We start from the raw sequence: 15,340 nt of genomic DNA on the forward strand, positions 1-15,340 counted from the left end.
CGAACCCACGGTTTTACAATCAAGAGGTCCCCCATCTCGAATCGAAACGTGCTTTACGATTAAGCTGGGTGCGGGCGGCGGAATGAAATGAACGTCCCCGCCGACATGTGGCACCGAAGACGACATTAGGACAGCGATGGAGATTGACCGGCAGCGGATTCAAGACGACTTGCGGGGCATCGTGCGCGGCGATGTGCTTTGCGATCCGGTGTCGCGAACCCTTTATTCGACCGATGCGAGTATCTATGAATTGCAACCGATCGGTGTGGTCCGGCCGCGGTCGGCTGCCGACGTCGTTGCCATCGTTCGCTACGCATCCGAACATGACTTGCCGATCCACCCCCGCGGGGCCGGCAGTGGAGTTTCTGGGGAATCCATCGGCCCGGGGTTGGTGCTCGATTTTTCGCGATACATGCGGCGGATGCAAATGGATCGCAGCGACGGTCGCGTAGTCGTCGAAGCCGGCATGACCCTGGCCGAACTTAATCGTTCGATTCGATCATCGGGACGTTGGTTCGGTCCCGATCCGGCGACTCGCAGCATCACGACGATGGGCAGCGTCCTGGCCACGAATGCGTCGGGCAGTCATTACTTGCGAAGCGGTTCGGCCCGCGACAACATCTGCTCGCTCCGCGTCGTCACGATGGAAGGCGAACTTTTAAACCTGTCCAACCATCACCCATCACAAATGGGGATCCCCGGCCGCTTGGCTCGCGGACTGGTCAGTATCCGTGATCAACACCGCGATTGTATCGAAGTGGAAAACCGTGGATCTCCGGCGCGAAGTGGTTATCGATTCGATGGCGTCATCGATGCAGACGACAACGTGGACTTGGCGAAGTTTCTTTGCGGTACCCAAGGCACACTGGCCGTTGTCGTCGAAGCGACGGTGAAGACCGAACCGATCCCGAAGCATCGTGGCATTGCCGCGTTATTCTTTCATCGATTGGAATCGGCGGCACGAAGCGCCGTCATCGCTCTCAATCACGGTCCCGTCGCTTGCGACATGATCGGGCGGCGGTTGCTAGGGATCGCCCGCGAAACCGAGCGTCAATTCGAGAGTATGCTTCCTCGCGAAGCCGAGGCAATGTTATTGCTGGAATTGCAGGGTGAATCGTTGACCGAGTTGTCTGACCGAATCGAAATCCTCAAGCAAGAATTAACCCGAGGCCCCGACGGAGCCTTCAGCGCGACATCGAGCACCGACCAAGCGACCCGAGATCAATACTGGAAATTGTGTCGACGAGTCACGCCGCGATTGGGACGACTGAGAGGGCGGGAAATGCCAATCCCGTTCACCGAAGATATCGCAGTCGACCCACAACGACTGCCCGAAGCATTGATCGCGATTCAAAAGACCCTTCGCGATCACGAATGTACGTCGACGGTTTTTGCCCACGCGGGGCACGGGCAACTTCATATTCGACCATTCTTGGATTTATCGAAGGCAAGTGATCGCGATAAAATTCGTCAGGTCGCGACCGACGTTGCCGAAGTCGTCTGGAAGATGAACGGACAGATTTCCGTCGAACACGCCGCCGGCCTAAGTCGCAGCGCATTGCTTCCACGACAGTTCGGCGACTACTGGTTGGCAATGGGCCAGGTCAAACGATTGTTCGACCCTCATCATCGATTGAATCCCGGCAAACTTTTCGGTGCTGTGCTTCAACAACCCGATGAAAACCTGCGACCGATCGGCGATTCCATCGAAGTCGTATCGCCCGCACGGACGCTAATCGAGCCTTCCGACCGTATCGTCCAGCAATCTCGTTTACAATCCGCCGCGATCCCACAGTTGCCGGTGATGCAGCATTGGCCCGCCGGAAAAATGATCGATCAAGTCGCCCAGTCCTGCAACGGATGTGGACGCTGCCGAACGACCGCTGCCGATGAACGGCAGTGCCCCGTCTACCGGACGATGCGTGACGAAGAATCGACGCCCCGGGCGAAAGCCAATTTGCTGCGCGGCGTTTTAAGCGGCAAGATCGAGGTCGAAGCACTGGCCGGCGATCGCGCCAAAGCGGTCGCCGACTTGTGTTTCAATTGCCACCAGTGCCGCGTCGAATGCCCCTCGACGGTCGACATTCCTAAAATCGTTGGCGAACTGAAAGCACACTACGTCTCGACGAATGGATTGCCCCTCTCCGAACGGCTCTTCACCCGACTGGATTCGATCGCAAGCATTGGTGCGAAACTGCCGCGTCTTTCAAACTTTCTATTGCAAAATCGAATCGCACGATGGCTCGCCGAGCAGATGTTTGGGCTGGTTTCGACAAGAGAACTTCCGGCGATTGCGGACACCAGTTTTATTCGCTACGCGGCGCGGCGACGGTGGACGAAAAAGATCAACAGCGAGGGCACCAAGGTGCTTTACTTTGTCGATCATTATGCCAACTACCATGATCCTGACATCGGGCGGGCGCTAGCCGAAGTCCTGCAACAAAACGGGATCGGTCTGTACGTTCCGACGTCGCAATCGGGAAGCGGAATGGCGCGGATCACTGCCGGCGATTTGAAGGGGGCTCGCCGCATCGGACGACGCAATCTGCGTTTGCTGGCCGAAGCGATCCGGAATGGTTACACCGTGGTCGCGACGGAACCATCGGCGGTCTTGTGCCTGAAACACGAATACCCCAACTTATTTGACGACGAAGATGCTTACCTGGTTGCCGAAAATTCATATGAAGCATGTGACTTCCTGGTCCATCTGAATCATGCGGGAAAACTTGATCTCGATCTGCATATGATCGATGCACACTTCGCCTATCACCGACCATGTCACCTAAGAGTGCTCGATCCGGAAATCGCCGCGGTCGAACTATTGAAGATGATCCCGGGGCTGCAGGTCGAACACGTCGAAGGCGGTTGCAGCGGAATGGCGGGCACGTGGGGACTACAGCGACGCAACTATCGTAATAGCCTGCGAATCGGCTGGCCGATGATTTCTGCGATGCGTTCAAGCGGAATCCCCATCGCATCGACCGAATGCAGTGCGTGCAAGATGCAGATCGAACATGCCGCCGGACTACAGACGATCCATCCGATTAAGTTGTTGGCCTATGCATACGGGCGATTTCCTAAGGTCGGTGAACAATTGGGGTTGTTGAAAAACGACGCGTCATGATGAAATTGAAAGTTCTCCTGTTCGCCGGGCTACGCGAAGCGGCCCAGGCATCGAGCATCGAAGTCGAAATCAAAACACCGGCGACCGCGAACGATGTGGTCGACGAAGTTGCGAAGCGATTGCCGTCTGCCGCGACGTTGATTCGGCTCAGTCGACTTGCGATCGACCAATCCTATGTTGCCGATGACGCGGTGGTGACCGCCGATGCAAAAGAATTCGCGTTGATCCCGCCAGTCAGTGGAGGCTAAATCAGTGCCGCGTCTAGAACCAGTGTTTGGAGTCGGTTTATCAGCCCGGTGATCAATCAGAAACGGTGGCGAAGGCCAATCGGCGGATTCTCATTGCCAGAACTGACGCAACACCAGTGCCGGTCAATTCAACGGCGAAACGCGATTGCCGGGCCCGATAAAATAGTACACTCACGTCACGATTAACTTGATGGAATCTTCCCTTGCCGTTCTGGTGCGACTCGTCCATGCACCGATTCAGCTTGCGCAATGGTCCGACCAATTGGGCGACCCCGACATTGGGGCGCAGGGGTGGTTTGCCGGCGTGACCCGCCGAAAAACCAAAGATGACGCCGGTGTGGTACGCGTGACGCACACGTTGCATTATGAAGCCCACTCGACCATGGCACTTTCCGAACTGGATCGAATCGCCACCGAAGCGACGAAGCGTTTTCGCTTGACCAAGGTCATCGTGATTCATCGGCTTGGTGAAGTCCCGATCGGCCAAGTGAGTGTGTTGGTCGGCTGTTGTAGTGGACACCGCCCGGAAACGTTCGCCGCGCTTCCCTGGATCATGGATGGACTTAAGTCAAACGTCCCGATCTGGAAACGAGAAACCTACCAAGACCAATCGACCGAATGGATTCACCCGTGAGCCCGCGTTTGTATTTTGATCAGGCGGCGACGAGCGTCCCGAAGCCATCGGCGACGATCGAAACGATGCGCGAACACATGTTGAAACACGAGGCCGCAGTCGGGCGCGGAACGTATCGATCTGCGGTGCATGCCGGCGGAATCATCGCCAGCCTTCGTGAAGAACTCGCCCGTTGGATCCATGCCGTTTCTGCGAACGAAATCTCGCTTCAAAATGGCGGCACCGAGGCCCTAAACGTCGGCATCTTTGGATTAATACGTCCCGGCGATCACGTCGTCACCACAGCGGCCGAACATAATAGTGTCCTGCGACCGCTCCACCATCTGTCGCTACAACAGCAGGTCCAGCTTACGATCGTTGACGTCAATGCGAGTGGCCGAGTGTCTCCCGAGGCCGTGATGGGGGCCGTCCGCGAGGAGACGTCGATGGTCGCCGTGCTGACGGCGAGCAACGTGAATGGGACCATTCAACCGATCGAAGATCTCGGCCAGCGACTGGCAGAACACTTTGCTCACACCGCGAAACCGATTTTTTTGACCGACGCGGCACAGTCGTTTGGCTATCGACGAATCAACGTTCAACAAGCAGAGGTGGATGTCCTGGCCGCGCCGGGGCACAAAGGTGGACAAGGCCCTTTGGGGACCGGCTTCTTGTATGTCCGCCAAAAATTACACCCGCGTATCCGACCGCTCATCCTGGGTGGGACGGGCAGTCAATCCGATCGGCTTGAGATGCCAACCCTTTTCCCGCATGCCTTCGAAGCAGGCAATATGAATGTTCCCGCGTACGCCGGTTGGTTGGCCGGACTTCGTGCGCGACGCGGTGATCGTTCCGCAGCCGATACCTTGGATGAAACCGCACGGAAGCTGAGTTCGATCGCAGAGGACCTGTATCGGCGACTGGAAACCGTTCCCGGGGTTCGTGTGATCGGTCGTCCGAAACACCCGAAGCTACCCATCGTCAGCTTGGAAATTGAAGGACTGCCGGCAAGCGATGCGGCGAGCATCTTGGACAGTGAGTTTGGAATCGAAGTCCGATCGGGCCTGCACTGCGCGGCGCTCATTCACCGAGCCATCGGATCTCCATCCGATGGAACACTGCGAGTCAGTTGTTCGGCCGAGACCTCTGACGAGGATCTCGACCGATTGATCGATGCGATCGGCCAATTGACGGCCGGCGCGAGCAGTTTCTGATCGCGCCGACCGACTTGGGCATTCGTCCGCTATTTCAGCGGCTCGCCAAATGCGACGATTTGATAAAGGTGAAACGTGCCTTTGCCGTCTAAGCCGATGCGAATGAATTGCGCGTCGATCCCGGACGGAAAATCGATCATCCATTCGCCTTTCATTGACTCGGCGGTCCAGACTTTCTCGAACGTCTCGCCGTCCATGCTGGCCCAAACCGTTAGTCCTTCGGCGCGTTCGTAGAACTGGCCATTGCGACGATTGACCAACTTCAAGTGCTTGATGTGACTCGGCTGCGACAGACGGATGGTCACTGCCGGTGACTCGACGTCATGCTCGGAATGAAACGCGAAATCAAAGTCTTTTCGGCCGACCGGTGTAAACAGCAAATGCGGGTCGCGATTCCAATCCGAGTTTCTGAACTGCTGGCCCAAGCGGACCATCGCATCGGAAGTTAGTTCCGGATGACCTTGGTGCGAGCGCAGCTTCGGCGGTTCATGATAGGACGCGCCGATCCAGCCGTCATTGCGGACTTGAGAGACATTGGTTCGGCTGACAAGGTACTCGATCAAATCCAAGAACTCGATCGGAGCGATCTGCTTGGCCAAGCCCTCGGGCATTGAACTTGCTTTCATCGGTTTTTCGATTTCGATGTCGTCTAGCAAGATCTCTTTTTGCTTACCGTCGGCAATCCCCAAGGTCACTTTTTGCTCGTCTTTGGCGATGACGAATCCGTTGAATGTATCGCCATCGACGGTCAGAATGTTGACCGTTTCAAAGCCCTTGCTGATCTCCGCGTTGGGCATTAGCACCGATTGAATGATCTGAGATTTATTCAGTCGCGAACCCACATGGGTGAGTTCGGGACCGAACGGTTTGCCCAGGTCACCGATCTTATGACAAGCCGAGCAGACTTGTTTGTACACGGCCTCGCCACGCCGCGCATTTCCACCGCGTAACCCTGCGAGTGTTCCGATTGCTCGATTGCGATCGGCGTCCGAAGCGTCGACATCTTCGGCGATTTCGAGCGGTAAAACCGCGGCGCCGCCGGGGCCATTGATCTTGCGGAAACGCGAGAAGAAGGCTCTCGCAGATTCCGAGCTGTTGGCCAGAAATCCCGCTCCCTTTTCTTTGCCGCTCCACATCGGTTCGAGAGCATAAAGGGTATGTTCGAGCGTGTAGGCTAACCAATAATCCATTGGGTGATCGACCACACTGAGTGCCAATTCGAGCGCGTCGGGCGTGTCCAGGAAACTAATTCCGCGAACCGCTTCCAGACGGACGCGGGGGTGGGAATCGCTGGTTGCTTCGGCTAAGTAGTCATGCGCCGTTTCGATACGTTCGATTTCGTTGGTGATCGTGTGGATCGCTGCCGCGCGGGCGAGTGGTTCATCGCTACCCAGGATTCGGTCGAGCAAATCGGTGTCGACTTGGCGAAAGCTCTCTTGGATCCACATCGCTTCGCACAACTGCATTGGGTCGCTGGTCTCGGCAATCCATGACTTGATCGCCGACAAAACCGCTGCTTTGTCGCGTTCGCGTAGCACACGTCGTACGCGATACCGTGTTCGAAGTTCCGGAACCAACAGTTCTTCCAGCAACCGAGCTTCGCTCATCTCGGTCAGGTCGGCCTTTGATAACAGCGGCTTGTGCTTATTTACCAGTCGGTAGACGCGACCGTGTGTGTGGTCACGGTTGGGGTCACGTTGTGAATATTGCATGTGTCCGATCAAGGCATTGCACCAATCCCCAAACCAAACAGCCCCGTCGGGACCAATTTTAGGGTCGACGGGACGAAAGATCATGTCGGTCGAAGAAAGTAGGTCGTCAACCCGCTCGCCTTCGTAACCAGCCTGTTCTTCTTGGGCACGCAAATTGAAACGCGGCATTCCGTGCATGTTGATGACGCAGGCATAAATGAACTGCCCTTGAACTTCGTCGGGCAGATGTCGCGACAGCAGGAACTCGTTTCCAACGGCAGGCCGCATCCCTTGATTGTCGAACACCGGTGTGAGTGTTTTTCGGGTGTTGACTTCCTTGCCGAACAGCGGCGAAATCCAGTGCTGTTTCGCGTTCGTACCGTCACCGACGATTCCATTCCCCCACTGATCAAACACCAAGCACCACGGGTTACCATAGCCGGGGGTGCGATAGTGCAGAAACTTGCCACTGATCGGGTCGTAAACGTAGGCACCGCCGGTACCTTTATTACGAAACGGTCCCCACGGGGTTTCTAGCGTCGTCGACAGGGCGATCCCTTCGAGCATGTGCAAGTAACCGCCGTGCGAAAACTCCCAAGCGCCCATCGTATGGTGGGTATCATCGGTGGCGATTCCATCGATTAATTGAATGACCTCGTCGGCTTTGTCATCACCGTCGGTGTCTTTCAAAAATAAGATCCGGGGCTCATCGACGACCAAGACTCCGCCGTCGTAGAACTCAAAGCCGGTCGGGCAGATCAACTTGTCGTAAAACGTCTTGCACTTGTCTGCTTTTCCGTCGCCGTCGGTGTCTTCAAAAATTAACAATCGGTCGCTCGGCGGCGCCGCGCCGGGTTGCCATTGCGGATAGTTGGGCATGCAGGAGACCCACAAGCGGCCTTTGGCGTCGAACGCAAGCTGGTTGGGGTTGGCAAGTTCGGGGAACTCACGTTCGGATGCAAACAGCTTGACTTCCATTCCATCGGGAACGGTCATCATTTCGATTGACTCTTCCGGTGTCGGGTACTCCAGCGATTTAGGTTCGCGATACTTTCGGAAGTTATCGTCGCGAGTCCCGAACATGGTTTCCGGGATTACTACGTCACCGGTCGTGGAATCATCGGGAACGTTGGGGACGGATTTGTTTTCAGCCAAATCCCAAATGTACTGATCACGAACGGCAACCATCTTGCGGATCTTTCGATACTCGCTGGGGAAGGTTTCGGTATCCCAAGTTCGACGGCCACCGTAAACGTACCAGCCATTTAGCATGCGATAGTCTTGCAAATGCAACCATGACTTGTCGTTGACCCAGTGACGAATTACCTCCGCGTCGATCCCATCAGAGTCAGCACCGGTCGTGGGCGTTGCGTTTGAGAACAAGGCTTCGCGAAGCAGCTTCGCGATCAACTTGTCGCCTTGTTCGTTGAGGTGCAATCCGTTGATCGTGTATTGCATTCCCGGCGATTGTGCGAAGGCGGATTCGGTATCCGTGAATAGATCGACAAACGGAACGGCAAGTTCCTTTGCCAACGATTCGATCGCGTCTCGGTACTGCTTTAGGGCTTGGTTTCGAGTGTTGGCGTCGGGGTGCAACGGGTTCCCGGTCGATTCGAATGCCGCCGGGCTGATCAAAACGAACTGGGCGTCACCGCCGGAATGCTTCGCATTCGTTTCCTTCAGGTAGGCCCGGTAGTCTTTGACAAATTGTTCGACCGATGCTCGGTCGGCCCCTCGGTAAGATTCATTCGTCCCAAAGAAACACAAGTACGCCTGGGGAGCAAAGACGGCGAGTGGGTCATCGATATCGGTGTAGTTGCTAGGACGCTGGCGAACAGAAACTTCGTCGGCAGGCCAGCAGAAATTGCGAAATTGAATCTGCTTGTCCGAATGCGCCAAATGTAGATCGGTTTCAAAGTAACCGTACAAATTCATTCGCTCGCCGAGCGAACTACCGACGGCAACCAATTTGGTACCTTTGGTCAATTCGAGTTTTGGCTGCGTCGCAGTTCCCGACGTCGCGGCTCCCGTTTCTGCGGACACATCGCACGGCGAAATGAATCCGCCCAATGGCGAAATTAAGATAGCCAGCGGAATCGTGGCGAACCAAGCAATCAAACGCTTCATGTTTGTCCTTTGAGAAATAAATGCCTTCACGGTTCCGAGACCGATTCCGGCAGATGAGGTGGGTGGGGTTTGGCTGCAGTCGAAAGAGGTTGACTTTGGTGCCAAGGACTGCGAGCGAGAGCATCAGTAGTATAGTTCAAGCGTTCCCAATCGATGACGCCTATCTGTGCGGCAATGTGCTACGGTGCAAGCCCGGTAGCACGGTAGGGCTGGTTCATGATCCGTGGCTGGGGGCCTTCGCTTCGCCACCGCTTGAAACCACTTCGGGGAACGATCACTTTGTTGGCGATTGCCGCTGCGGCCCCATGCGTCTGAACACCCAAACATCCTCTATCGATGAACCTACCGTTGTCCACCGACCCTTCGAGCCCTTCGAGTGATTCATCCGGCAGCGACCAAACGCACCGAGGCACGGATTCCGTGTCCGGATGCGGATGGAAGCGAAGTTTACTTCCTGCGATCCTGGTTGCCGGCGGCTTGTCGGTGACAGTCGTCGGCTGGACCTGGGCCCTCGGCGGTCGGGCTTTAGCCGAACGTGTGATCACGGACCTAGCGATGCCTGTCGGGCAACTTTGGCTGCTCATGCTGATCGGAGCAATCACGGCGTACCGCTGTCAACACAAGGGGGTCGCGGCGACGTGCGCGTTCGTGTTTCTATTTGTCAGCACTATTTTCAATCCGATGGTATCAGGGGCCTTCTATGAAATGACTGAACTGATTCCTGAAAGCGATCCCGTCGAAGCCCTCGATCGACCGCTCGATACGGTCGTCTTGCTGGGAGGATACGCGCGGCGAAATCAATTCGACAGGGTCGAGGTTTCGCCGGATGGCCACCGGTTAGTGACGACGGCCCAGCTATGGCACTCAGGGATGACCAAATCAATTATCTGTACTGGCTCGGCCCACATCGGAAACAACCATCCGTCGATCATCGGCCCCCAGCTGCTGCGATCGATTGGCGTTCCCGGTGAGATCATCCTTGGCATCCCAGGTGAAAATACGTTTCAGGAAATAGAGTCGCTCGAGGCGTTCCTAGAGGATCCACCGCAGCAGTGGCTGGACCTGGTCGACGCGAAAAATCCGCGTATCGGGTTGGTCACCAGCGCCTATCACATGAAGCGAGCACTCCGTTTGGCAAAAACTCGTGACATCGAATTCATTCCCATTCCGTGCGGTTTCAATGCATCCAATGACGGTTGGACGCCGCGGATGTTGGTTCCGAGTGCCGGAGCGGGACAAAATATGGCAATTGTTTGTAAAACTTTTCTGGCCTATTTGGTGGGTCGTTAGTCACTTGTTGGGGGTCCCCTCGCGCTTCGAATCTCAAGCGATCCCCCCGAGCGTCGGCCTTCGGGCAACGCATTTCAGCCGATCAGGCAAGGCACGCGTCTGCCGCTCTTTCAGGCGGTGAAATAATCGTCCATTAGACTCCCCTAGCGTACCCCAGAAATACTGTGACGGAGCGTTGCGCGGATGCTAAGAAATCTTCCTTATGAGATTGAGAAATATTGCCGGTGAACTGAGCAATCAGGTCATTTGAGAATCACCCAGTGGGAGGCCCTGTGGAGAGAACGAAAAAGGCCGGTTAGATTGGCTTCCGCTGTAAGAGGGCCCTCGTCGCAATGGTATCACTGTCAATCGCGATGAGGGTTTTCTTACCTGACTGAGGTGTCGGGACGCCGCAATCGGGTGGTTTTTTTAAGAAAAGTCGAGACGGCTACCCGCCAATGGACAAAAAATGTCGGCAAGCGAACATAAACTCTGTCGGAAATTCGTAGTTTTCACGAATTTTGAAGACAACTGTTCGCTTTTCGCATAGAACCAGCCAATCTGGGCAGTCCGATACCGCCAGAAAGCTGATTGACGAAAGGGCGGATCGGATGAGGATCGTGGGACAAGTTGGACCGCGCTCAGACATTGATACCACTTCGTTCCCCAAGTTGGATTACCTTTAAATTTGGGGGGGCAAGTAGTGGGTGGTGAGAATGCCTTATCCGGATGTGGTGCACCGCCGGTCGGTGCAACGGAAACGAGGTCGAATCGAACAGAGACGACGAAGACAAACTTATTGAACGGCGGTTGTGCTTTGCGACCCGTTCTTCGAACCCAGAAAAGCTTTTACCCCCCAAAGAGCTAGGAAACACGATGAGTAAGAATCTATTAGTGGTGGACGATCACTTGGTGATCCGTATGGGCCTTAAAGCGATGCTTGAAGGCACCGATTTGGTTGTCGCGGCAGAAGCTTGCAATGCAGCCGAAGCAATCGCCGAAGTCGAGAAGTCGACTCCCGATTGCGTCCTGATGGACATTCGGATGGAAGGCGGCGATGGCTTGAATACGCTTGGTCGCTTGAAGCTGGATTACCCCGATCTGCCGATCGTTCTCTACTCGGCTTACGACAATCCCACCTACATCGCTCGCGCGGTTGCCCTGGGCGCGGCGGGCTATGTTCTCAAGTCGGCTCCGAAAGAGCGATTGATCGACGCATTGAACACCGCCGCGAGCGGCGAATCGGCTTGGACCCGCGAAGAACTCCGCCGCGTTACCGGTGCATTGGCAACGCCGCGATTGAGCCAAGACCTGGACGTTCCGTTGACGCATCGCGAAAGCGAAGTCCTGCGTCAAATGGCTCAGGGTTTGACCAATAAAGAGATCGCAAAGATGCTCGGCATCAGCTACGAGACGGTGAAGGAACACGTCCAGCACATCTTGCGAAAGATCGGCGTGACCGATCGAACGCAAGCCGCCGTGTGGGCCGTCCGCCGAAACCTCGTCTGATTCGACGCGACGTCACGATTGAAATTCAAACGGTTGTCCTGGAGTCCCGGGCAACCGTTTTTTGTTGCGCCCCCCGCGGCGGCGGCGTTCGGACTTACGCAATCACGAGGAACGTCAAGCGAGCCCTGGCCGACCAGACAGCGAGTTGGGAAATGAAAGCAAATTGAAGATCTGCAAAACCACAGAAATTCGGTCGCGGATGGTTGCAGCATTAGGGCGCAGCGTTACCTTTGGTCCCATCTCGCAACTCACCACCAAAAGGAGTTTGGAATGGGCACTCGAATTCCGCTGAGCCGTGTTGAAGAAGAAGCTCGGCTGCGTCAGGAACGTTTGGAATTGAGCATCGCTGAAATGGGGTTGTCGGTCCGGACGACAAACTGTCTGGAAGAAACCGGCATCTTCACGGTACGCGATCTTCTTCAAGCAACTCCGAAGCGACTGCTTTCGATCAGCAATTTTGGTGAAAAGACACTGGGGGAAGTTTACTCGGCGCTCGAAGAGCTGGGCTTTTATCGCCCGGGTCATCGACCGGAACAGCCGCGTTAACTTTGCCTTGCCGTCGCTGGCCCCGCGACCACGATTTCACAACGAATCCAATTTGACTCCGCATGCTTTGGCTGCGGAGTTTTTCATTTTCCGTGCGACGCGTAAGGTGATTGGATTGGCTGCACAGTCAACGCGGCAGGGGACAATGCGGATTCGGCTAGTGCGTTGCCAGGGGAGTTGTCCCAGAGTGGGCCTGTCAACAAGCCGCAGGTGTGCCGCTAGAATGTTGGCGGCGCCCCCATTCATTTGATTTCTTGATTCTTTCTGGCTCACGACACCTATGCGTTTTCCTCGTCCTTGGAGCAAGAAACGGGGGAAGCGTTTCGTCGGAACAGAATTGCGAAGCCTGCTTTGGGAAACCGCTTTTTTTAGCGGCGTGTTCCTCGTTGGGGTTTTCGTCCTATCGCTGGTTCTGATTGACCAGATGGCGACTTGGGATTCGCTCAAGCCACTGCAGGACCTCGCGGCTTTTGAACCGACGGATGAAGAACCGGATTTGGGCGGTGGATCTCTTTCGAGTTGGATTTTTGGAATTGTCGGTGTCGCGGCGATTTTGAGTGGTGGTGCCGGTTTTGCGTATCGATTGTTTCGTGTCGGCGCGAGCCACGAGCGTCGCTCGGCGATGGCCAAGAAGGCCCAGGCGATCGAGATCATTGTTCCGGGGACCGAAGGGATCGAACGGATGCCGTCAGTTCCGCGAGGAGACTTTCTAACCGACAGTCCAGGCGAGCGTCTGACTTATCGGATGGCCGCCGAACACTCCGGTGGGTCTGACCTTGTCGGCCCTGCGCTGCTCGCATTGCTCTGGAACACTGTTTGGTTTGTGTTGCTTGCCGTGGTCGTATTGGGGTTTTGGCACGGTCAACCGCGATACATCCTGACGGGCTTGCTGATCCCGTTTGCGGGGATTGGGTATTGGTCGTTCCGCTACTTTTTGGTTCAGTTGCGGAAGCTAGTCGGTGTTGGGGCGACCATCGTCGAAATTAGTGATCATCCGCTCTATCCAGGGAGCAGATACCGACTTTTTGTCTCGCAGTCGGGAAAACTTCGTCTCCGAAGACTAAGAATTCGCGTCGCGTGCGAAGAAGAGACGGTTTATCGGCAGGGAACGGACGTTCGTGTCGAGAAATATGAAGTATTCACTCAGGAATTGTGTCATGAACGCGATGTTCGAGTTGACCCACAGCGTCCTTGGGAACAACAATTCACACTTGACCTACCTGCCAATGTGATGCATTCCTTTGTTGGATCGCACAACGCCATCCGTTGGAAAGTCATTGTTACTGGAGAAGCTCGCCCGTGGCGATCGTTCTGCCGAAGTTATCCCGTCGTCGTCCATCCACCAGGTTTGCCGCCGAAACGCAGCCCGCGGTGAGCATCGAGCTCTGCCGTGAGGACGGTGTTTATGAAGGCGGTTGTGAGCTGACAGCCAACTGGCGGATCTCTCGCGTGACACTTGATTGCCTTTCGGCGATTGAGGTGTCCGTCCTTTGGTTTACCGAAGGCAAGGGGGATACGGACCTAAATGTCCACTACTTCGAGCGGCTCGAAAAAGAACAAATCCACCGTCATGGTCTGGCCGACCAGCAATCGCTTTCCTGCGTGCTTCCGGCGACCCCGCTCAGTTATCACGGTCGGTTAATTCGCCTGCGTTGGAGCGTCCGTCTGCGTCTGTTCATGACCAACGGACGCGAAATCGTAACGAACCAGCCATTCTACCTCGTGGCGGTCAACTCCAGCCAAAACGGCCTGACCGCGATCCGATCGAGTGATTGCCCATAGACTGTAAGGCGGCAATCGCTGAATCGACAAGTCAGCCGCAACTTCCGCCCCTGCCCGAATCCGGGGGAAAGGTGATGCCGTACCGACACCCCCCGTTTTCGATCACGTTGATTGCTTCGGATGTATTCGCGCGAGCCAACTAACGACAGCGAATCAGCTCGTGAGGAATGATCCCGAGTCGTCGAACGGTCTCATCGATGTCGTCGAGAAACCGATCGGCATCGACCGGGTATCCGGCGGTTGGTCGCAAACTTTCCAGTCCGACGTGCTGTTCCCGAAAGTATCGATTGAACGATTCCATCGATTTCTCACGTAGAAATTTGGCCACCATCGACGAGAACGCGACCGGTGTGAAGGAATCACCCTTTACGGTGAATCGAATTCCAAACTCTCGGTCAGCGAAGGGGACCCGGTAATGGCTCTCGCGTTTGGATTCCTCGACGACTTGTACCAACGTTCCATCGAAGGCGGCTTGAAGCGGGCCGGCATAATATCGGCGACCACCGTGCCGATCGCAAAACACTTCCACCGGCTCATCGTCGGTACAAAGGTCCGATTCGAGGAAATCTCGTGTCAGGCGAAGCGTGAGGTCACCGAGGATATCTGATTTGTTCAACCCTGCATCACACAACGCATTAAAACGCCCGGCGTCAATCACACGTGTCCTGATCCCGATCAGCTGAGCACCGGCGTGCCGCCAATGCCGAACAATCGTATCGCTATCTTCGATCTCCAGCGTCTGGTCCGTCAACGTTTGCAACCAAGGTCGACACGATAACGATTGATGGTCAAGGGACGCTAATTCTTTGGTCAGATCCAGAAAGCTTCGCTCCGGATGAACACACCGCCAACCGGCCGACGTGACCCACTGCAACACATGGTAAGGTGGCCGTCTGTGATCAGCCTGCAGCAAATTCGATGATGTGCGGCTGGCGGGCTGGAATACGGCTTTAGAATCGTCGATGAGGACACGTGAAGAGTCGATCTGGATTGGCTCTCGATACGGACCAAAGGCGTCCTGGGCGGCTTTCCATGCATGGTCATCCAGGCGCCACGCCGTAGCGGCAACGACAAACGGGCCCAGTTTGGGCCCGTATCCGGCCTCGTCCGTTGCGATCAGTAACATCCTGCTGTAAAGGCCTTTCGTCCAGTAGTTGCGAGTTCTGTGGGGTGATCCAATAGAGTAGTGGAAGAGATCGCATTCGCGGAGTGGACGG

11 protein-coding genes are annotated in these 15,340 nt (G+C 55.7%); 9 read left to right on the forward strand and 2 right to left on the reverse strand.

Features of this window, described 5'->3' with window-relative positions:
• Positions 1-136: 136 nt before the first annotated feature.
• From FYC48_RS23605 to FYC48_RS23620, 4 genes are all read left to right on the forward strand, one after another.
• Positions 137-3,124: an anaerobic glycerol-3-phosphate dehydrogenase subunit C gene (locus FYC48_RS23605; RefSeq protein ID WP_149499257.1), complete on the forward strand. Its 2,988-nt coding sequence runs from the start codon at positions 137-139 to the stop codon at positions 3,122-3,124.
• Complete coding sequence (locus FYC48_RS23610) at positions 3,121-3,372, forward strand: MoaD/ThiS family protein (RefSeq protein ID WP_149499258.1); 252 nt, start codon at positions 3,121-3,123, stop codon at positions 3,370-3,372. The genes FYC48_RS23605 and FYC48_RS23610 overlap by 4 nt, the downstream gene beginning before the upstream one ends.
• Positions 3,373-3,562: 190 nt before the next feature.
• The gene (locus FYC48_RS23615) at positions 3,563-4,006 is read left to right on the forward strand and encodes a molybdenum cofactor biosynthesis protein MoaE (RefSeq protein ID WP_149499259.1); all 444 of its coding nucleotides are present in this window, start codon (positions 3,563-3,565) and stop codon (positions 4,004-4,006) included.
• Positions 3,991-5,199 carry an aminotransferase class V-fold PLP-dependent enzyme gene (locus tag FYC48_RS23620; protein ID WP_149499260.1) on the forward strand — a complete coding sequence of 403 codons (1,209 nt, stop codon included), beginning with the start codon at positions 3,991-3,993 and terminating at the stop codon, positions 5,197-5,199. Before FYC48_RS23615 ends, FYC48_RS23620 begins: the two co-directional genes overlap by 16 nt.
• Positions 5,200-5,228: 29 nt before the next feature.
• Here FYC48_RS23620 and FYC48_RS23625 read toward each other — a convergent pair whose 3' ends face one another.
• Entirely contained in the window at positions 5,229-9,017 is a 3,789-nt protein-coding gene (locus FYC48_RS23625; RefSeq protein ID WP_200836687.1) for a PVC-type heme-binding CxxCH protein, read from the reverse strand.
• A gap of 336 nt (positions 9,018-9,353) precedes the next feature.
• Here FYC48_RS23625 and FYC48_RS23630 point away from each other — a divergent pair, with 336 nt between their 5' ends.
• From FYC48_RS23630 to FYC48_RS23650, 5 genes are all read left to right on the forward strand, one after another.
• On the forward strand, positions 9,354-10,307 hold the full coding sequence (locus FYC48_RS23630) for a YdcF family protein (RefSeq protein WP_149499262.1): 954 nt from the start codon (positions 9,354-9,356) through the stop codon (positions 10,305-10,307).
• 855 nt (positions 10,308-11,162) lie between these two features.
• Positions 11,163-11,795 carry a response regulator gene (locus FYC48_RS23635; RefSeq protein WP_149499263.1) on the forward strand — a complete coding sequence of 211 codons (633 nt, stop codon included), beginning with the start codon at positions 11,163-11,165 and terminating at the stop codon, positions 11,793-11,795.
• A gap of 270 nt (positions 11,796-12,065) precedes the next feature.
• Positions 12,066-12,341: a DNA-directed RNA polymerase subunit alpha C-terminal domain-containing protein gene (locus tag FYC48_RS23640; RefSeq protein WP_149499264.1), complete on the forward strand. Its 276-nt coding sequence runs from the start codon at positions 12,066-12,068 to the stop codon at positions 12,339-12,341.
• A 280-nt stretch (positions 12,342-12,621) separates the two neighbouring features.
• On the forward strand, positions 12,622-13,716 hold the full coding sequence (locus FYC48_RS23645; protein ID WP_149499265.1) for a hypothetical protein: 1,095 nt from the start codon (positions 12,622-12,624) through the stop codon (positions 13,714-13,716).
• Entirely contained in the window at positions 13,713-14,123 is a 411-nt protein-coding gene (locus FYC48_RS23650) for a hypothetical protein (protein ID WP_149499266.1), read from the forward strand. Before FYC48_RS23645 ends, FYC48_RS23650 begins: the two co-directional genes overlap by 4 nt.
• Before the next feature lie 139 nt (positions 14,124-14,262).
• Here FYC48_RS23650 and FYC48_RS23655 read toward each other — a convergent pair whose 3' ends face one another.
• A complete protein-coding gene (locus FYC48_RS23655) occupies positions 14,263-15,249 on the reverse strand; it encodes a hypothetical protein (RefSeq protein ID WP_149499267.1) in 987 nt (328 codons plus the stop codon).
• Positions 15,250-15,340 lie beyond the last annotated feature (91 nt).

It is taken from the genome of Roseiconus lacunae, from assembly GCF_008312935.1.
GTDB classification, from domain to species: Bacteria; Planctomycetota; Planctomycetia; order Pirellulales; family Pirellulaceae; genus Stieleria; species Stieleria lacunae.

Bases quoted from the DNA above. Each gene is read 5' to 3' on its own strand.
- FYC48_RS23640 (WP_149499264.1), top strand. From the start codon at position 12,066: ATGGGCACTCGAATTCCGCTGAGCCGTGTTGAAGAAGAAGCTCGGCTG.
- FYC48_RS23615 (WP_149499259.1), top strand. From the start codon at position 3,563: ATGGAATCTTCCCTTGCCGTTCTGGTGCGACTCGTCCATGCACCGATT.
- FYC48_RS23630 (WP_149499262.1), top strand. From the start codon at position 9,354: ATGAACCTACCGTTGTCCACCGACCCTTCGAGCCCTTCGAGTGATTCA.
- FYC48_RS23645 (WP_149499265.1), top strand. From the start codon at position 12,622: ATGCGTTTTCCTCGTCCTTGGAGCAAGAAACGGGGGAAGCGTTTCGTC.
- FYC48_RS23655 (WP_149499267.1), bottom strand. From the start codon at position 15,249: ATGTTACTGATCGCAACGGACGAGGCCGGATACGGGCCCAAACTGGGC.
- FYC48_RS23625 (WP_200836687.1), bottom strand. From the start codon at position 9,017: ATGAAGCGTTTGATTGCTTGGTTCGCCACGATTCCGCTGGCTATCTTA.
- FYC48_RS23635 (WP_149499263.1), top strand. From the start codon at position 11,163: ATGAGTAAGAATCTATTAGTGGTGGACGATCACTTGGTGATCCGTATG.
- FYC48_RS23620 (WP_149499260.1), top strand. From the start codon at position 3,991: ATGGATTCACCCGTGAGCCCGCGTTTGTATTTTGATCAGGCGGCGACG.
- FYC48_RS23605 (WP_149499257.1), top strand. From the start codon at position 137: ATGGAGATTGACCGGCAGCGGATTCAAGACGACTTGCGGGGCATCGTG.
- FYC48_RS23610 (WP_149499258.1), top strand. From the start codon at position 3,121: ATGATGAAATTGAAAGTTCTCCTGTTCGCCGGGCTACGCGAAGCGGCC.